Raw genomic sequence first — 18,843 nt, 5'->3', positions numbered from 1 at the left:
CAAGTAAGGTAACTATCCATGGGTTTTAAATGCGGTATCGTGGGCCTGCCCAATGTAGGCAAATCCACCCTGTTCAATGCGCTGACCAAGGCCGGCATCGAAGCCGCCAACTTCCCGTTCTGCACCATTGAGCCGAACACGGGTGTCGTGCCCATGCCGGATCCCCGTCTCGACCAGCTGGCGGCCATCATCAACCCCCAGCGCGTCGTGCCGACCACCATGGAGTTCGTGGACATCGCCGGTCTGGTGGCGGGCGCTTCCAAGGGTGAAGGTCTGGGCAACCAGTTCCTGGCCAACATCCGCGAGACCGAGGCCATCGGTCACGTGGTGCGCTGCTTCGAGGACGAGAACATAGTCCACGTCGCGGGCAAGGTCTCTCCGGCCGATGACATCGAGGTGATCAACACCGAGCTGGCCCTGTCGGATCTGGATGCCTGCGAGCGCGCCATCCACCGTCAGTCCAAGCGCGCCAAGGGCGGCGACAAGGATGCCAAGCTGGAAGTGGAAACCCTGGAAAAGATTAAAGCCGCTCTGGAAGATGGCAAGATGATCCGTGGTCTGGATCTCTCCAAGGAGGAGCTGGCCGCCGTTGCCCACCTCAACTTCCTGACCCTGAAACCCACCATGTATATCGCCAACGTGGCGGAAGATGGCTTTGACAACAACCCCTTCCTCGACAAGGTGCGTGAAATCGCCGCCGCCGAGAATGCCGTGGTGGTCGTGGTCTGCTGCGCCATCGAGGCGGACATCGCCGAGCTGGATGACGCCGACCGCGCCGAGTTCATGGCGGATCTGGGCATCGAGGAGCCGGGCCTGAACCGGGTAATTCGCTCCGGTTACGAGCTGCTGAACCTGCAGACCTATTTCACCGCCGGGGTGAAGGAAGTGCGGGCCTGGACCATCCCAGTCGGTGCCACGGCGCCCCAGGCGGCTGGCAAGATCCACACCGACTTCGAAAAAGGCTTTATTCGCGCGCAAACCATCGCGTTTGACGACTTTATCACCTACAAGGGTGAGCAAGGCGCGAAGGAAGCGGGCAAGATGCGCGCCGAAGGCAAGGACTATATCGTCAAGGATGGCGATATCATGAACTTCCTGTTCAACGTCTAACCCCATGACAGGCCAGCAAATGCTGGCCTGTTTTTTAAGGGGTAGCAGCGGTTGGCCCAAGGCTCCCTGAGCTTAAAAAAGTCAGATTGTTGGGCTTTTGCGCGACAGAGCGCAATATCTGGCCAAACGCACCCAAATTCGGTTTTTCTGGCAAAAAAAGGGTTGACGCCCCAAAGCCAGATACGCATAATTCGGGCCGCACAGTGACGAGGCAACGAGGCACTGGAAGCAAGGTTGGCTATGTAGCTCAGTTGGTTAGAGCATCGCACTCATAATGCGAGGGTCACAGGTTCGAATCCCGTCATAGCCACCATTAATCTTGCAGTTGGGGTATCGCCAAGCGGTAAGGCAGCGGGTTTTGATCTCGCCATTCCTAGGTTCGAATCCTAGTACCCCAGCCATTTTTGAAAGTTCTTTGGCAAGTCTCATGACTGTCGAGGAGCGCTGTTGGGGTATCGCCAAGCGGTAAGGCAGCGGGTTTTGATCTCGCCATCCCTAGGTTCGAATCCTAGTACCCCAGCCATTATTATGTTTTCTTCCACCTTGTGGTTGATAACAAAGGCTATGTAGCTCAGTTGGTTAGAGCATCGCACTCATAATGCGAGGGTCACAGGTTCGAATCCCGTCATAGCCACCATTCTTGTTCTGTTGGGGTATCGCCAAGCGGTAAGGCAGCGGGTTTTGATCTCGCCATCCCTAGGTTCGAATCCTAGTACCCCAGCCATTATTGCCGTTCATCGAACTTGTCGGTGAACACTGTGGTCAACGTAAGAGATTGTTAATCTCGTCGACGTTGCTAGGTTTCTATCCTGGTGCCGCAGTCATTTTTAAAGGTTCCTTGATCAGTCTCATGACTGTCGAAGAGCGCTGTTGGGGTATCGCCAAGCGGTAAGGCAGCGGGTTTTGATCTCGCCATTCCTAGGTTCGAATCCTAGTACCCCAGCCATTATTTTTATCATCGGCTTGACCGGTGATGTAAGGCAGTGTGGTGAGCGTGAGCGATTTTACTCTCGTCAACGTACCTGGGTCCGCATCCTAGTATCACAGCCATTTTTCTGTCGTTGACATCAAGGTGTCTATGACACACGAACAGGGCCGCTGGCCCTGTTCGTTTAGACGTTCAAGGCTATGTAGCTCAGTTGGTTAGAGCATCGCACTCATAATGCGAGGGTCACAGGTTCGAATCCCGTCATAGCCACCATATTGTTTTGCGGAAGTGGCGAAATTGGTAGACGCACCAGATTTAGGTTCTGGCGCCCTAGGCGTGAGAGTTCGAGTCTCTCCTTCCGCACCATCAATAGCAGTACCAAACAGACCAGCCCAGGCTGGTTTTTTTGTGCTTGTTTTTCCCCATCGAGCACGCCCCTGCCTGCCCTTCCCATATCCAGTCGTGCCAATAAGAAAGCGGCCCAGGGGCCGCCTGTCTCTCATCTCTGTCATCAGAACGGGAACAGCCAGGGAATGGTCAACACGCTCACCGCCATCACCAACAGGGTGAAGGGCACCCCGATACGCACGAAGTCGATGAAGCCATACTCGCCGGGCCCCAGCACCAGGGTATTGACCGGCGAGGAGACGGGAGTCATGAAGGCCGCCGAAGCCGCGATGGCAATGGTCATGGCGAAGGGATAGGGCGAGACGCCCATCTGCTGGGCGGCGCCGATGGCGATGGGCGCCATCAAGACGGCGGTGGCCGTGTTGGAGATAAACAGACCGGTCAGGGCCGTCAAGGCAAACAGGCTGGCCAGCATCACTCTCGGTCCCATCTCCCCGACCAGGGCCATCAGGCCCCCGACAATCAAGTCCACTCCCCCGGTCTTTTGCAGGGCCAGGGCGAAGGGCAGCATGCCGACGATGAGGATCAGGGTCGGCCAGTGAATGGACTGGTAGGCGCTCTCGAGATCGATGCAGCGAAACTGACCCATCAGCAGACAGGCAATCAGGGCGGCCACCACATTGGGCACGGGGTCCGTCACCATCAACAGCACCATGATCCCCAGCGAGAGCAGCGCATAGGCCGCCTGACTGCGCGCCGGGGCCATTTCGTCCACCTCGGCAGGCAACCCCAGCAACAGGAAGTCACGGTGATGGCTGTGCAGCTGACGGATGAGGCTCCAGTTGCCCGCCAGCAGCAGCCTGTCCCCCAGCTGCAGCGGTTCATCCACCAGGCGCCCGACCAGGGCCTCGCCATTGCGCCGTATTCCCACCACGCTCAGGCCATACTGGCTACGAAACGCCGTCTCCCGCAGGCTCTTGCCAAGCAGGCTGGATTCGGGGATGAGCGACACCTCGGCCAGCCCCACCTCCCGCGCCTGATCCGAGAAGTACTCGCCCCTCAGTATCATGGGCTCGAGCATGGCCTCGCGGCAGAACGTTCGGATATCCACTTCGGGATCCGCCATGTCGATGAGCAGCACGTCCCGCGCCTGAAATTCCGAGATCCCGGAGACGCTCACCATGACCCGCCGAAACTTGCGCCAGCGCTCCACCCCTATGACGTTGGCGCCATAACGGGCCCGCAGCTGCAAGGCATCCAGGGTATGGCCTATCAGGGGCGACCCCGGCCGGATCGCCAGTCGCCGCGCCCGCCCGGTCAGACGATAGTCGCGGATGAGATCCCGCAGCGTGCTGCGCCTGCTCCCCTTGTTGCGTCCCGCTTGGACGTCCCTGGCCAGGGAGCCGCGCACCAGCAGCATGTAGGCGATGCCGAGCAGCAGAATGAGCAGGCCCATGGGACTGAAGTTGAAAAAGCCAAAGCCCGGAATGCCATGGCGCACCAGCTCGCTGTTGACCACCATGTTGGGAGGGGTTGCCACCAGGGTCATCATGCCGCTGATGAGGCCGGCGAAACCGAGCGGCATCATGAGCCGCCCCGCCGGGATCCCCATGCGGTTCGCGACACTGAGTACGACCGGGATGAAGATGGCCACCACCCCGGTCGAGCTCATCACGGCGCCGAGCCCGGCCACCGCCACCATCAACAGCACCAGCAAACGGGTCTCACTGTTGCCCGCCACCTTCACCAGGGCATCGCCCACCTGATAGGCGATGCCGGTGCGCACCAGCCCCTCCCCCACCACGAACAGGGCGGCGATCAGGATGACGCTGGGATCGCTGAAACCGGCCAGCGCCTCGGGCAGGGTCAGGGTGCCACTCAGCACGAACAGGATAAGCACCAGCAGCGCCGTCACATCCATGCGCACCCGGTTGCTGACAAACAGATAGATGGCCCCCAGCAGCAAGCAGAGCACCCAGATCAACTCTCCATTCAACGCCCTCTCCTCCCTTACTTGCAGTCCTGGATAGCGGTGGACTCTATCAGAACACAATCACGGCATCAGCGTCTTGTGACATATCAAGAAAGCCCCTGGCCGTCACCGCCAGCATCATGGCTCCGGTACCGCCACAAGGCAGATGAAGGCTGGGTGAGACCCATGAAGCCCCGGCATGGGCGAAAGACATTGCCGGGCAAGAAGAGACCAGGCCCCATCCAGGGGGCGAGCGTTTCGGCGGGACGATACAGATGGGCACAGGCACGGCGAGGCAGAGCTTCCAAGGTAGCTTGCCAATTCTTCCCATCCTGTGCATGCATCGACGACCAGGAGAAAAAACGGCAGCAATTGCATCCGTTTTCCTCCAACCTTATAGTCTGCACTATTGTTCCAAACGCAGCCCAATCAATACCATGCTGGATAACGCCGACCTTGCCCCCCATGAGAAGTGGTGGCTGACCCTGACCTCACCCCAGATAGCCTTTCAGACTCAATGGCGCGAATATCTCAAACCCACCTCGTTGAGGGATGGGCTCGAGGATCGCAACACCCTCGCAGATGACTGGAATATCGAGAATCGCCTCGATCTGCACCGCCAGATACGCCAGCTGGCCTTTGGCGAGTGTCATGGTCACCTGATGCTTGAAGAGTATGGAGCCTTTCACTGCATGCAACCCAGCCAATGGCAGGCGAGGCGAGAGCGTGCACAAACCCCGCACCAGCGTGCCTCACTCGATTTCGTGGCTCGTACCGCACCTTACATAGGTGCGCACGGAGTGCAGGCCTGGGACTACGGCCGCGCCTCCTACCTTGCCCGGGAAGGGCTGCGCTATGGCTGGGTCAGCGAGGAAGAATTCGGCTTTATCCACAACCACCTCGCCTATCAGGCACGCCGGCGATACCACTCATGGCTGCAATACACCCAGGCCTGGTATGCCGGTCGCTGCCTCTGGAAATTCAGCCATGAAGAGGGGGAGCCTGAGCAGGCCGCTTATGCATTGCTGCACGGCTGGATCGCCAACCAGATGAGGACAATGCTGGCCGACGCCATCAGGGATCCGGACAACCCCATTCACGGGCAAAGTTGGTATGACGTACCTATGCCCGACATCCCGCAACCCCAGAGCCTCATCGACCTCTTCAATGACGAGCCGCAGGAATAAATCATGGACATCTGGCAACGACTCGGGCTCAAAGAGACCGGCGATCTGTCCGCCATCAAGCGCGCCTACCACATCAAACTGCGTGACTGCCACCCGGAAGAGGATCCCGAAGGATTCCGCCTGCTGCGTGAGGCATATGAAAAGGCCAGCCGGCCACCCCCTGCCATGAGCCAGGCGACCGGACCTGCAACCGAGCTGGTTCATCCTGCCGAAGCATCAGAGCTGACCGCCCTGCTTTCGTTACTTGGCGACGCCAGTCGACGCTTTGTCATGACCGAGTGGGATGAGTGGCAAACGTCGCTGCACTCCCTCTCATTGGTGCAGCAGAGCCAGCTCTCGGACGAGGTGCTGCAACGTATTTTTCAATGGCAGTGGCTACCGGCGCCGCTGATAGAGCATCTCTGGCAAGCGCTCGATTGGGCCTCACTCTTGCGCCGCTCCGGCGACATGCAAAAAAAGGGGGAGTTCCTCGACTGGTGGCGACAGGCACCGCTGGCTGCGCCCCTCGAATGGCTCGCGACCTTGGATCATGCCCATCAACGCGCCGTGCTGGCTTTTTACCAGCCATTGCTGCTGTCGTTGGACGCCGGTGATCGCAATGGCGTGCTGGGGCTCATTTATCACTCTACCCTGCCCATCGTCGGCGATCACCCGGACCTGATGCGTCTGCAACTGCGGGCCCTGCAAGCCGCCGGTGATGATGGCGATGCCACCCACCGCCTCTCCCTCACCCTGGCTCTGTTGGCCCAGGAACAACTGAGCGAAGATGACTGGCGGTTACTCTCCGACTCCGCCCTGCGTTGCGGCAAGGAACTACTGGTGATGCGCATCGCCGAGACACTGGCAGAAAGAGGCTACGAGGCGCTGCTCACCAACCATCTCATCGGCTGGTACATCCGCTGCGAACCCGAGCTGGCGCGCTGGCTGCAAGCCCTGGCCATCGCCAACCACTGGCCAACCACCCGCAGCGCTTTCTGGGAGCCCCAGTGGCTGATGCAGCCTTGGCTGCAACCCGATCCGCTGGAGACGTGGTTGCACGCTCAGATGGTGAGCCTTGACAAGACGCCACTCACGATACTGGCCCTGGAGTCCATACCGGGTCTTCGCGGTGCACTTGCCCGCCTCTGGTGGAGCAGTGAATATGGCACCTGGCAAGCCCTGGAGGCGGCACTGGCGCAACCCGAACTGGCCGATGCCGAGGGCGGCTGGCTGTTCCTGGTACGCCTGCTGCAGCGCCATGCCCGCCGCAAGCTGGCCGAACGGCCCGACTTGCCCCTGCTCGACGCCCTGCTCGCCGGTTATGGCAAGGATGACTGGCTCGCCATCGCGCCCCCCAGTGCCGAACAGCTTGCCTGCGCAACGCCGGAGCAATGGCTCGATTATCTGCGCCGCTATCCGCTGCTGCCCGACGCCTGGTTCAAGGCCATCGCCCAACGAGCCAGCAAGGAAGGGTGGGATGAGAAGATGATGCAGGGGGAACATCTGGGCGCTCGCCTCTCCCATCAACGCTACTACAGCGACACTGTGCTCGCCGATGCCTGGCATGGCGAGAGCTGGCCCGGCTGTTTCCGCTGGGCGCTGTTTTATTACGCCCGCCCCTGGACGCCGAATCAGCACCTCGACGCCCTGCGCCAGTCGATGGGGTCTCTGCCAGCCAATCAGGATGACACGCCGCTGGCCACCTTGCTGCACCTCTGTGCCCAGCCCACCGTCTACCAGGCGATCATCATGGATGCCTGCGCCCGCTGGCCACAGCAGTACGTGCTGTCACTGGCGCTGCGCCACCAGACCGAATCCCTCAAACACTCCGATGTCGGCGACGAGGCTCTGCTCGAGCGCGCCCGTTTGAACGAACTGCCCGCCCTGGCCGCCCTGATCGACCGGCGACTGGATAACGAGCCGGATCTGGCCTGCACCATAGTGCTGTGGAACCTGCTGCTTTGCCACAAGACAAGTAACGAGGCTTATGAATACCTTTTGACTCCGCTACGCCAACGGCTTGAAACACTGCGCCAGGCACAGGGATTGGCACTGGAAGTCTACCCTTACGCCGAAGAGTCACTGATCTACGCTTACTTGCAACAGGACCCCGACAATATCACCACGCTGGAAGAACTAGAGAAACACCACCCGAACGCAGCCGCTGCCAAGTTTGTCTATCCCGTCTGTTATGCCCTGGCCATGCTGGCTCATGATTTTGGCAGCCATGGCTTTCAGGCCCGTCAGCTCGACCCGCTCTACAAGCAACAGGACGACCTCACGCCAGCCCAGCAGGAGGTGAGCTCTCTGGTGCAGGGCTATCTGGAGGACAAGCTCAACACCCAGCTTGAACATGACAGGGCACACGCCAAGAAGCGTTTCAGGCTACAAAGCGGTGCACAGCTGATCTTCGTCAGCATACTGTCAGCCATCCTGCCCTACTTTGTGTTTCCACTGGAACCATCCCTGCGTGAAGTCCTCGCCTCCGGCTCACCCTACTGGGTGGAATACTATTCCCTCGGTCTGGACATGGCGGCGATGCTGTTCATGAATCTCTATCTGATGTGGCACATCTGCCGGGCCCAGACACGTCCGCGTACCAGTCGGAACTATCTGATCTGGAGCCTGATCTGGCTAGCCATCGCGTTCTACATCAACAGCGCCTGGCTGGCTGTTCCACTCTGGCTAGGTCACCTCGTCATGAGCTGCCGGCTGAGGCCTGGCGCACTGCGCCGTGGCTGGCCCAGGGCGTTCTACAAGCAGGGCAGGATGTCGCTGAGCGATATCCTCGACTAGTGCCACTGAGTGAGCAGCTTGTTCATCTGCTGGCGGAACGAGTTGATGACTTGCGGGTCCTGGCTGGCCAGGACCCGTTCGAACTGCAGCAGCCACTGCTCGATCTGACGACGCTCGTCGCCGATGCTCTCTTCATAGAGTTGCTGCAATCGCTCGCTCAGGGTCAGATTGGGTAGGGCATCGCGCGGATGCTGCTTGAGCCGGGCAAGCCGCTCTCGGCTCTCACGCTTGCTCTCTTCGGTCACGCCGGCAGGACTTCTGTCTATCACCTTCTGGAACAGTTCACCCGAGTTCACCAGGGTCACGTCCACCTCCAGCATGCCATTGATGTCGTAGCTAAAGCGCACATCCACTTCCTGGATACCCTTGCCGGTCGGCAGCGGGATCTCGAGATCGTCCACATGCAGGTTGTCGCGCACCCAGAAACGCTCCCCCTGATAGATGCTGATGCACACGGCCCTCTGCTGCTCGTGTCGGCTCTGATAACGCTCTACCCGTGAGGCCGGCACCACGGTATTGCGCTCGAGGATGGGACTGAACACGCCACTCAGATCCCCTTGATTGACCGCAACCCCCAGGGTAAAGGGGCAGACATCGGTCATGATGAGCTCTTCCACCGCACTGTCTCGCAGGCGGCAGGCTGCCTGGATGGCCGCCCCCATGGCCACCACCCGATCCGGATCCAGCTCGTGGCGACCAAAGCGGCCGAGCAGGCGTACCGCGGTTTGCTGCACCTCGCTCTGGCGGCTCGCCCCGCCGACAAAAATCAGTTCGTCGACTTCGTCGGGCTGCAGGCGCGCATCGGAAAGTGCCTGACTCAGCGGTTTGCGCAGCCGGTTGAGACTCTCGCGCCAGATGTCGGTCAGCTCGCTCTCGACGAAGCCGAACGTCCGGTTCCACTCAGCACCAAGCACCACCTCAAGGCCGCTGCCGCTACGATGACGTTTCGCCCGCTCGCAAGCCAGATAGACCTGCCCGAGTTGGGAGAGCGTCAGCTCGCCGCGATCGATACCGAGCCGACCCAGCACCGCATCCACCAGATCCTGGGTAAAATCCTCGCCACCGAGCCGGTTGTCCCCCGCCGAGGCGCGCACCTCCATGATGCCCTCCTGATACTCCACCAGGGTCACATCGAAGGTGCCGCCCCCCAGATCGAATACCAGAAAGCGGCGACTATGCTGCTCGTGCAGGCTGTAAGCCATGGCCGCAGCCGTCGGCTCGTTGATGAGTCGCACTGCCTCGAGTCCGGCCAACTCGGCCGCCAGCCGCACCTGCTTGCGCTGCTGATCACCAAAATAGGCCGGTACCGAGATGACGACCTCACGGATCCCGTGACCCAGCCAGGTCTCCGCATCCGACTTCAGGCTGCCGAGCACCAGCGCGCAGAGTTCGGTCGGGGTGTACTGCTCCCTGCCCAACCGGTAGCGCCGCTCGCTGCCGAGAAAACGCTTGAAATGGGAGGCCGTATTGGACGGATGTGTCAGTTGACGGGTGACCGCAGCCTGGCCCATCAACAGGGTATCGTCCTCGCCGATACTGATGATCGACGGCGTCAGATCTTCGCCATGGGCATTGGGAATGAGGTAGGCCTTGTCCTCTTGCCAGACGGCAATCGCACTGTTGGTTGTTCCCAGATCGATGCCGATGGCCGGCGTCCGAACCACTGTCATGACGATACCTCTACGCAAGTGAGTCCATTTCAGAATCTGGATTGTCGCGATGGAGGTTATCCGCAGTCAAGTGGAACTCAATTTGGTCGACCAGCGACTCATCGCCATGGTGCATTGTCAGCCCGGTGGGCGTGAGTGCAGTGAAAGGGGTTTAACGAAAAGCCATAAAAAACGCCCCTCTCGGGGCGTTTTGTTCACGGCAGCCATTACATGGCGTTGGTGGATTCGAAGATCTTGTCGGCGGACGCTTCGACAAAACCCGGGTAGAGGGTGCCGTCGGCCTGGGGGTAGCGCAGGGCGAACTCGTAGAAGCAGCTCGGAATGGTACGCACGCCGTCGCTGAAGGCCACCTCGGCCTTGTCAGCCATGGTGGAGGATTGCTCCAGCATCACCTGGGGATCCCCCTTCACCTCGCCACCGACGGTATTGAGCACGAAGCCCGCCGCCTTGAGGGCGGCATTGACCTGCTCGATGGTATCGAACTCCTTCAGGCGGTTGATGTTGACGGTGAAGTGGTTGGCACGATAGCCCCAGGCCGCCATCCAGGCCGCGTACTCGCTCTCGGCCAGCAGGGTCTGGTAGTCGGCGTGGGAGACCTGCCAGGGGGCACCGGCGTAGAGGAAGGCCGAGGTGTCGGTCAGGTGATCGGGCACCTGATCCACCAGCTTGTGGATGATGGCCTGGGCGCCTTCGGAGAGTTCCTCCACCTTCAGCTCGCTGATGAACACCTTGGGCGCATCCGGATCGGCATGTTCGAAGTGTTTGGCATAGAGCTTCTTGGCCTTGAACACATACTCGCCCTTCTCCTCGTACCCCAGGGCACGGAAGTGGGCCGCCAGTGTCTCGAGACCGAGCTTGGGCAGGTTGTAGGTCCGAAACGCCACGTGATCGTTGATGATGGGGGCACCGCCTCCCAGCAGTTGATGAACCTTGTGGGCACTGGGGGTGACTTGAATGTAGTTGTCCCACAGATGGCCAAACAGGGTCTCGATATCCTTTTGCATCTCTCTTTCCTTTGATTGCGGGTACAGACAAGGGCACCTGTTCAGTGCCCCTCTTTATTTTCTTGTTATCAGCAGACCGGGGATATGACGCAGTCGTCGGCGGCCTTGGGCCTCTCCTGCGGCATCAAACCCGCTCCTTCTCGATTAGAAGGTCAAACCCGGGGACAGCTGCTCCGGCATGGCAGCCTTGCTGTCTTCGACGGAGGCAACCGGATACGCACAGTAGTCGGCGGCGTAGTAGGCGCTCGCCCTGTGGTTGCCGGAGGCACCGATACCGCCGAAGGGTGCGGCGCTGGAGGCCCCCGTGATGGGCTTGTTCCAGTTGACTATGCCGGCACGAATGCGCTTGAAGAAGTGGTGCCAGTCCGCCTCGTTGTCGCCGAGCAGGCCGGCGGAGAGGCCGAAGCTGGTGGCGTTGCCTTGGTCGATGGCGGCATCGAAGTCGTCGTAGCGAATGAGCTGCAGCAGCGGGCCGAAGTACTCTTCGTCCGGCAGTGCGCTGACCGCACTCACGTCTATGATGCCCGGAGAGACGAAGCCGGTGCCCGCTTCCAGGTGTTTGAGGGCAAGCAGACTCTCGCCGCCCAGCGCTTGCAGGTTGGCTTGCGCCTCGACCATGGTTCGCGCCGCACGCTCGCTTATCATGGCGCCCATAAAGGGCTGCTCGGCGGCGTCATAGAGACCGACCTTGATCTGGCCGACCACCTCCACCAACCGTTTGACTAGGGCATCGCCGCGCTCGCCACGCTCCACGAACAGGCGGCGGGAGCAGGTGCAGCGCTGGCCGGAAGTGATGAAGGCGGACTGGACGATGGCATGGACGGCGCCGTCGATGTCGCTCACATCTTTCACGATGAGCGGGTTGTTGCCGCCCATCTCCAGCGCCAGGATCTTGCCCGGCTGACCGGCGAACTGCTGGTGCAGGAAGTGGCCGGTGCGGGACGAGCCGGTGAAGAAGAGGCCGTCGATGTCCGGATTGCCCGCCAGGGCCTTGCCTGTCTCCACTTCCCCCTGCACCAGGTTGATGACACCGGCGGGCAGGCCGGCCTCCAGCCACACCTTGAGCATGGCTTCGGCCACCATGGGGGTCAGCTCGGAGGGTTTGAACACCACGGTATTGCCGGCGATGATCGCGGGCACTATGTGGCCGTTGGGCAGGTGGCCCGGGAAGTTGTAGGGGCCGAACACGGCGACCACGCCATGGGGCTTGTGGCGCACGAACGCCTTGGCACCGGGCATGGGGTTTTCCACCGTGCCGGTGCGCTCGTCATGGGCACGGATGGAGATGGCGATCTTGCCCTGCATGGCGGCCACTTCGGTGCGGGTCTCCCACAGGGGCTTGCCGGTTTCCCGGGCTATGGTGAGCGCCAGGGCTTCCTTGTGTTCGCCCAGCAGGTCGGCGTAGCGGCGCACTATGGCCAGACGCTCCTCGAGGGCCAGATCGGACCAATGGTAGAAGGCCGCGCGGGCCGCCTTGACGGCGGCATCCACCTGGGCCTGGCTTGCCGCCTGCCCTTGCCAGATCACCTGATCCTTGGCCGGATCCCGCGACTCGAATCCCTTGCCCTCGCCCGCCAGCCATTGGCCGTTAATCAGCTGTACTAATTCGCTCATTGCATATCCTTGTTGCTTGCGTTGCCTGGCGTCCGAGCCTGCGGGCGCCCAGTCGTCATGTTCGCGGGAAGGGGCATCCCCTCCCCCTTGTCAGTCCAGATCCACGACCCGCACCAGATCGCCATTCTCCACCTTGAGGGCGGCGGCCATCTTGGGCGGCACTATGGCCTCCTGCTTGTCCAGATCGACCCGGATATTGCCAAGACAGGCCCGATACTGTTCGAAGCGGGTGTTGCACAGCAGATAGGTGTGGCCCCCCAGGGGTTCCCCCACCACCACGGTCAGGCGCTTGCTGCGGCGTATGGTGCGGATGTTGTTCACGTCGCACTCGACGGTGGGGCCGGCATCGAAGATATCCACATAACCGCGGTTCACGAAGCCTTCATCTTGCAACATCTTGATGGCAGGACGAGTCTTCTCGTGGGTCTTGCCGATGACGGCCCGCGCCTCATTGCTGAGCAGATTGACGTAGATGGGGTACTTGGGCATCAACTCGGCGATGAAGCGCTTCTTGCCGATCCCGGTGAGATAGTCGACGGTGGGAAAATCCATCGAGAAGAAGTGCTTTTGCAGCCACTCGTAAAACGGGCTGTGACCATTGGCATCGGAGACGCCGCGCATCTCGGCAAAGACGGTCTTGTCAAACAGCTCCGGATGCTCGGCCATGAACAGGAAGCGGTGCTTGGAGAGCAGTCGGCCATTGAGCCCCTCGCGGGCACATTCGCGCAAAAACAGGGTACACAGCTCGGAATTGCCGGTGTAGTCGTTGGACAGGGTCAGCGTCTCGACCACGTTGTAGATGCCGAGCTTGGGGGAAGAGTGGACGACCTTGCCGATATGGTAGTTGTAAAACGGCTGGGACAGGCCCACGGCCGCGTCGATGGCACAGGTACCAACCATGTCCCCGCTCTCCAGATCCTCGGCCACGAAGAAATAGAGGCAGTCGCCCTTTCCCGCGGGTTTGTCCGAAAAGGTCTGGGTGGAGGCATCGATCTTGCGCTGCAGCAGCTCATCATTGACCGGCAAGGAGGTCATGCCGGTGCCGGATTCGATGGCACAGGTCTTGAGCCCGGCAAAATCTTTCTGTTCGATGGGACGAATTAACAACATAGATGACAACTCCCTTTCATTGACGACAGGTGGGGTCCCGGCTCCTGCCGGGAGTGGCCCCCACCTCAATTCGGGATCAGGCGTTAACGACCTGAGCCACGGCCAGCTCGAAGCGAGCCAGCCCTTCCTTGATGTCCGCTTCCGGGATCACCAGGGAGGGAGCAAAACGCACCACGTTGGTGCCAGCCACCAGGGCCATCAGCCCCTGATCGATGGAGGCCAGCAGGAAGTCGCGGGAACGGCCCTTGAAGTCATCGTTGAGCACGGCGCCGAGCAGCAGGCCCTGGCCACGCACTTCGCTGAAACAGTGGTACTTGGCGTTGATGGCGTCGAGCCCGGCACGGAACAGCTGCTCGCGCTGCTTGATGCCGCTGAGCACCTCCGGGGTGTTGACCACGTCCAGCACGGCCTCGGCCACGGCGCAGGCCAGCGGGTTGCCGCCGTAAGTGGAGCCGTGAGTACCCACTTTCAGGTGGGCCGCTATCTCGGTGGTGGTCAGCATGGCGCCGATGGGGAAGCCGCCGCCGAGCGCCTTGGCGCTGGTGAGGATATCCGGGGTGACCCCCAGGCCCATGTAGGCAAACAGCTCGCCGGTACGGCCGACCCCGGATTGCACCTCGTCATAGACCAGCAGGGCATTGTGCTTGTCGCACAGCTCGCGCACCCCTTTGGCAAACTCGTCGGTGGGACGAATGATGCCACCCTCCCCTTGCAGCGGCTCCATCACCACGGCGCAGGTATTGTCGGAGATGACGGCGGCCAGCTCGGCCAGATCGTTGTAGGCGACATGGGTGATGTCGGCGGGCTTGGGACCGAAGCCGTCGGAGTAGGCCGCTTGGCCGCCGACGCTGACGGTGAAGAAGGTGCGGCCGTGGAAGCCCTGGTGGAAGGCGATGATCTGGGTCTTGTGGGCACCGAACTTGTCGATGGCATAGCGGCGAGCCAGCTTGAGCGCGGCTTCGTTGGCTTCGGCGCCGGAGTTGCAGAAATAGACCTTCTCGGCGAAGGTGGCGGCGACCAGCTTCTTGGCCAGGCGCAGGGCCGGCTCGTTGGTCATCACGTTGGAGAGGTGCCACAGCTTCTCGCCCTGGGTTTTCAGGGCCTCGACCAGCTTGGGATGGCAATGACCCAGGCCATTGACCGCGATACCGCCGGCGAAATCCACATACTCGCGGCCTTCCTGATCCCAGACACGTGACCCTTCACCACGCACCGGGATGATCTTGGCGGGCGCATAGTTGGGAACCATGACTTCATCAAACACTTCACGTGTCACTGCCAACAACTCTGACATACTTGCTCTCCTTCCAGATGGCGACAGAATAATCCACCGCCTAAAAGTTAAATCCGTGTAAACGTGACGGGATTATCACAGAAAAAAAGTAAAAAGTCTGTAACCTGACGACCTACAAGGAACAATGTTCGATTGCTCATGAGATTTTAGGCAGCCCCATTGCATAACGGCTCAGAGGGTATTGGCAAGAGATAATTTGGGCAGGTAGCAGAGTGAATAAAGTGTCAGGGAAAATTTTTCCGGCGACATATGGAAAACGAGAGTCAGATCACGACTTTCGACCGAAATGGGGTGAAATCCCCCCGGGATCCCGGGAGTCAGGAGCCAAAAACCTAGTCGAACGAAGCCCATTCTCCATGACGACACCGGCCGTTTCCCTCAGGGCTGGCGCCATTTGGACGGGGGAAGAGCGCCAGCCGCGGCACTTGGTGGATTATCCTGTCAAAGGGGGAAGCAGAGCAGAAAATAGGGATCAGCGCCGGGAGAGAAAGTTGGCCAGCAGCTCGTGGCCCTGTTCGCTCAGTATGCTCTCGGGATGAAACTGCACCCCTTCCACCGCCAGCGTCCTGTGGCGCAGCCCCATGATCTCGTCGAACGAACCATCGGCGTGCTCGCTCCAGGCGGTCACCGCCAGGCAGTCAGGCAGGGTGTCGCGCCTAACCACCAGGGAGTGGTAACGGGTCACCCGCAGCGGATCCTGCAATCCTGCAAAGACCCCCTCCCCCCCATGGCGGATCAGGGAGGTCTTGCCGTGCATCACCCGGCGGGCACGCACCACCTCGGCGCCAAACGCCTGGGCCAGGGACTGGTGACCAAGGCAGACCCCGAGGATGGGGATACGACCGGCAAAATGTGCGATAGCGTCCAGCGAGACGCCCGCTTCATTGGGGGTGCAGGGGCCGGGGGAGATCACCAGGTGATCGGGGGCCATGGCCTCGATGTCGGTCAGGGTCAGAGCATCGTTGCGCTTGACCACGACCTCCTGCCCCAGGGAGCCGAAATACTGCACCAGGTTCCAGGTAAAGGAGTCGTAGTTGTCGATCAGTAACAGCATGGGCAGCGGGAGGCTTAGCGATCCAGGTAGCGGCCCTGTTCCATCTCCCGCTCCCGTTGGCACTCGGCGAGGTAGATGGCGGCGACGATGGCGGGGGTGGCATGGTGCCGGTCGATGGCGTTGGAGACCATCAGTTGCAGGGTATTGAGGTTCTTGGCCTTGCGAAACTTGCGCAGCCAGTGGCCCTTGTCCCCCAACTCTTCAATGGTGATTTTTTCTTCGGTCAACATGTTCACTCTTGGGACTCAAGGTCCGCTCAAATCGGGATCCGGAGATCGCTCATAGCGGCGGGCAAAACAAAGAAAGCCAGGTTGATACCCGGCTTTCTACGGTGTCACCACAATCCGATATATCAGGCTCTTGGAACGAAGCCGACCACATCATATACCCTGGCCAGGGTTTTTTCAGCCCTTTCCCTGGCCTTTTCTGCGCCGGCGGCGAGAATGGCTTTCAGGTGGGTCTCATCCTGACGCAGCGCGTGGAAACGGGCTTGCAGCGGCTCGAGCAGGGCGACCACGGCCTCGGCGGTCTCCGTCTTCAGATGGCCATACATCTTGCCTTCGAAGTGCTGCTCCAGCTCCGGAATGGTGCGGCCGGTCACCCCCGACATCAGGGTCAGCAGGTTGGACACCCCGGGCTTGTTCACCGGATCGAAGCGCACCACGGCAGGATCGTCGGAGTCGGTGACGGCCCGCTTGATCTTCTTGACGATCTGCTTGGGATCTTCCAGCAGGCCGATGAAGTTCGCCTCGTTGTCGTCGGACTTGGACATCTTCTTGGTGGGATCCTGCAGGCTCATCACTCGGGCCCCCTCTTCCGGAATGAAAGGCTCCGGCAGGGTGAACACCTCCCCATGCAGGTTGTTGAAGCGGGTGCAGATGTCGCGGGTCAGCTCCAGGTGCTGCTTCTGATCGTTGCCGACCGGTACCTGGTTGGCCTGGTAGAGCAGGATATCCGCCGCCATCAGCACCGGGTAGCCAAACAGGCCGACGTTGACGTTGTTCTCGAAACGGGCGGACTTGTCCTTGAACTGGGTCATGCGCGACAGCTCGCCCATCTGGGTGTAGCAGTTGAGGATCCAGCCTAGCTCCGCGTGCTGGGGCACGTGGGACTGGATGAAGACGGTGCTCTTGGCCGGATCGACCCCCACCGCCAGATAGAGGGCGGCGGCATCGAGGCACGCCTTGCGCAGGGCGGCCGGATCCTGGCGGGTGGTGATGGCGTGCAGGTCGACGATGCAGTAGAGGCAGTCGAAGTCATCCTGCATCTTGACCCACTGGCGCAGGGCGCCCATGTAGTTGCCTATGGTGAGTTGGCCGGAGGGCTGGGCGCCGCTCAGTACGATTGGTTTAGCCATGAAGGGAGTCCTTGTTCTTATTCGGCCAGCAGGGCGTCGAGTTCACCGAAGCGCTCGCACACCCAGTCAGGATTGGAGTCGGCGATGGGGCGGCCATAGTTGTAGCCGTAGGTAAGACCCACCACCTTCATGCTGGCGGCCTGGGCGGCCAGCACATCATTTTCGGAGTCGCCCACCATCAGGGTACGGGAGGGCGTTACCCCAAGTTCGTGGCAGGCGTGCAGCAAGGGTTCGGGCCTGGGTTTCTTCTCGGGCAGGCAGTTGCCCCCGAGCCAGAGCGCGAAGCAGTCGCTGATGCCGAGGGCATCGAGAATGGGTTGCACGAAGTGGCTGGGCTTGTTGGTCACCACCGCCTGTTGATAGCCCAGGCGTTGCAGGCGACGCAGGCTCTGCTCCACCCCGTCATACATGGCCAGCCCTTCCAGCAGACAGGCCTGGTAGTGACGATCGAACAGAGGGCGCGCCCGCTCAAACAGCTCGTCGCCTTCGCGATACGCCAGGGCACGGCTGATGAGCTTGTCGGCGCCATTGCCGACCCAGGTACGCACCACGGCCTCATCGGCCTCGGCCAGCCCCAGATCGGTGAGGGTGCGATTGACCGCCAGCGCCAGCTGGGCGGCACTGTCTATCAGGGTGCCGTCCAGGTCGAACAGCACCAGGTCGAAGGGACGCTCAACGGACATGGGCCAGCTCCGCACGCATCTGGTCGATCACCGCCTTGTAGTCAGGCTGGCTGAAGATGGCGGAGCCCGCCACGAACATGTCGGCACCGGCCTCGGCGATCTCGCGGATGTTGTCCACCTTGACGCCGCCGTCGATCTCGAGGCGGATGTCACGACCGCTCTCGTCGATCAGGCGACGCACCTGGCGCAGCTTGTCGAGGGTGCCGGGGATGAAGCTCTGACCGCCGAAGCCCGGGTTGACCGACATCAGCAGGATCACGTCCAGCTTGTCCATCACGTATTCGAGGCAGGAGAGCGGCGTGGCCGGGTTGAGCACTAGGCCGGCCTGGCAGCCCTGCTCCTTGATGAGGCCCAGGGTGCGGTCCACGTGATCGGAGGCTTCCGGGTGGAAGGTGATGAGGGAGGCGCCCGCCTTGGCGAAATCGGGCACGATGCGATCCACCGGCTTGACCATGAGGTGCACGTCGATCATCGCCTCGATGCCGAAGTCACGCAGGGCCTGACAGACCATGGGGCCTATGGTCAGGTTGGGCACATAGTGGTTGTCCATCACATCGAAATGCACCACGTCGGCCCCCGCAGCCAATACCTTGGCAACATCGTCACCCAGGCGGGCGAAGTCGGCGGAGAGGATCGAGGGGGCTATCAGAAAGTCTTTCATCACGTCATCCATTGGCAGCTAGGCGAAAAGCGGCGCAATTTTACCCCAAAGCGGGCCAGGAAACGAGGCCGATCAC

At 61.0% G+C, this 18,843-nt stretch carries 14 protein-coding genes and 8 tRNA genes; 11 read left to right on the top strand and 11 right to left on the bottom strand.

Annotation, left to right across the window (positions count from 1 at the left end; genetic code table 11):
• Positions 1-18 precede the first annotated feature (18 nt).
• The 9 genes from ychF (at position 19) to ACEUCR_RS08165 (ending at position 2,404) form a co-directional block, all read left to right on the top strand.
• The gene (gene ychF, locus ACEUCR_RS08205; protein ID WP_041993139.1) at positions 19-1,110 is read left to right on the top strand and encodes a redox-regulated ATPase YchF; all 1,092 of its coding nucleotides are present in this window, start codon (positions 19-21) and stop codon (positions 1,108-1,110) included.
• A 236-nt stretch (positions 1,111-1,346) separates the two neighbouring features.
• Positions 1,347-1,423: transfer RNA gene (locus ACEUCR_RS08200), tRNA-Met, on the top strand.
• A 13-nt stretch (positions 1,424-1,436) separates the two neighbouring features.
• Positions 1,437-1,511 (top strand) — tRNA-Gln (locus ACEUCR_RS08195).
• A 47-nt stretch (positions 1,512-1,558) separates the two neighbouring features.
• Positions 1,559-1,633, top strand: a tRNA-Gln gene (locus ACEUCR_RS08190).
• Between the two features lie 37 nt (positions 1,634-1,670).
• Positions 1,671-1,747, top strand: a tRNA-Met gene (locus ACEUCR_RS08185).
• Between the two features lie 12 nt (positions 1,748-1,759).
• Positions 1,760-1,834 (top strand) — tRNA-Gln (locus tag ACEUCR_RS08180).
• A 147-nt stretch (positions 1,835-1,981) separates the two neighbouring features.
• Positions 1,982-2,056: transfer RNA gene (locus ACEUCR_RS08175), tRNA-Gln, on the top strand.
• Between the two features lie 178 nt (positions 2,057-2,234).
• Positions 2,235-2,311 (top strand) — tRNA-Met (locus ACEUCR_RS08170).
• Between the two features lie 9 nt (positions 2,312-2,320).
• A tRNA-Leu gene (locus ACEUCR_RS08165) sits at positions 2,321-2,404 on the top strand.
• A gap of 145 nt (positions 2,405-2,549) precedes the next feature.
• Here ACEUCR_RS08165 and ACEUCR_RS08160 read toward each other — a convergent pair.
• Positions 2,550-4,382, bottom strand: coding sequence for an SLC13 family permease (locus tag ACEUCR_RS08160; RefSeq protein WP_408789364.1), 1,833 nt, complete (start codon positions 4,380-4,382; stop codon positions 2,550-2,552).
• A 413-nt stretch (positions 4,383-4,795) separates the two neighbouring features.
• Between ACEUCR_RS08160 and ACEUCR_RS08155 the strand changes: the two genes are divergently transcribed.
• A complete protein-coding gene (locus ACEUCR_RS08155) occupies positions 4,796-5,545 on the top strand; it encodes a DUF1266 domain-containing protein (protein WP_408789362.1) in 750 nt (249 codons plus the stop codon).
• Between the two features lie 3 nt (positions 5,546-5,548).
• Complete coding sequence (locus tag ACEUCR_RS08150) at positions 5,549-8,320, top strand: J domain-containing protein (RefSeq protein WP_408789359.1); 2,772 nt, start codon at positions 5,549-5,551, stop codon at positions 8,318-8,320.
• Here the strand turns inward: ACEUCR_RS08150 and ACEUCR_RS08145 are convergent.
• The 10 genes from ACEUCR_RS08145 to rpe all read right to left on the bottom strand — a co-directional run bounded on the left by ACEUCR_RS08145 (position 8,317) and on the right by rpe (position 18,767).
• Complete coding sequence (locus tag ACEUCR_RS08145; RefSeq protein WP_408789356.1) at positions 8,317-9,990, bottom strand: Hsp70 family protein; 1,674 nt, start codon at positions 9,988-9,990, stop codon at positions 8,317-8,319. The genes ACEUCR_RS08150 and ACEUCR_RS08145 overlap by 4 nt on opposite strands.
• A gap of 206 nt (positions 9,991-10,196) precedes the next feature.
• On the bottom strand, positions 10,197-10,994 hold the full coding sequence (locus ACEUCR_RS08140) for a DUF1338 domain-containing protein (protein WP_408759637.1): 798 nt from the start codon (positions 10,992-10,994) through the stop codon (positions 10,197-10,199).
• A 144-nt stretch (positions 10,995-11,138) separates the two neighbouring features.
• Complete coding sequence (gene astD / locus ACEUCR_RS08135) at positions 11,139-12,608, bottom strand: succinylglutamate-semialdehyde dehydrogenase (protein ID WP_408789353.1); 1,470 nt, start codon at positions 12,606-12,608, stop codon at positions 11,139-11,141.
• A 90-nt stretch (positions 12,609-12,698) separates the two neighbouring features.
• Positions 12,699-13,718 (bottom strand): arginine N-succinyltransferase, encoded by a 1,020-nt coding sequence (gene astA / locus ACEUCR_RS08130; protein ID WP_111874024.1) that lies wholly within the window; start codon positions 13,716-13,718, stop codon positions 12,699-12,701.
• 76 nt (positions 13,719-13,794) lie between these two features.
• Positions 13,795-15,012: an aspartate aminotransferase family protein gene (locus ACEUCR_RS08125; RefSeq protein ID WP_408789350.1), complete on the bottom strand. Its 1,218-nt coding sequence runs from the start codon at positions 15,010-15,012 to the stop codon at positions 13,795-13,797.
• A gap of 472 nt (positions 15,013-15,484) precedes the next feature.
• A complete protein-coding gene (locus ACEUCR_RS08120) occupies positions 15,485-16,066 on the bottom strand; it encodes an aminodeoxychorismate synthase component II (protein WP_392444050.1) in 582 nt (193 codons plus the stop codon).
• A gap of 14 nt (positions 16,067-16,080) precedes the next feature.
• Complete coding sequence (locus tag ACEUCR_RS08115; RefSeq protein ID WP_041993114.1) at positions 16,081-16,296, bottom strand: hypothetical protein; 216 nt, start codon at positions 16,294-16,296, stop codon at positions 16,081-16,083.
• A gap of 122 nt (positions 16,297-16,418) precedes the next feature.
• Positions 16,419-17,423, bottom strand: coding sequence for a tryptophan--tRNA ligase (gene trpS, locus ACEUCR_RS08110; protein ID WP_392444049.1), 1,005 nt, complete (start codon positions 17,421-17,423; stop codon positions 16,419-16,421).
• A 17-nt stretch (positions 17,424-17,440) separates the two neighbouring features.
• Positions 17,441-18,106: a phosphoglycolate phosphatase gene (locus ACEUCR_RS08105; protein WP_041993108.1), complete on the bottom strand. Its 666-nt coding sequence runs from the start codon at positions 18,104-18,106 to the stop codon at positions 17,441-17,443.
• The gene (rpe, locus tag ACEUCR_RS08100) at positions 18,096-18,767 is read right to left on the bottom strand and encodes a ribulose-phosphate 3-epimerase (RefSeq protein WP_041993105.1); all 672 of its coding nucleotides are present in this window, start codon (positions 18,765-18,767) and stop codon (positions 18,096-18,098) included. Before rpe ends, ACEUCR_RS08105 begins: the two co-directional genes overlap by 11 nt.
• Positions 18,768-18,843: the final 76 nt, after the last annotated feature.

It is taken from the genome of Aeromonas bivalvium, assembly GCF_046078285.1.
Lineage (GTDB): Bacteria > Pseudomonadota > Gammaproteobacteria > Enterobacterales > Aeromonadaceae > Aeromonas > Aeromonas bivalvium.
The sequence above is the reverse complement of the archived record's forward strand: the minus strand, read 5'-3'. Positions and strand labels throughout refer to the sequence as shown.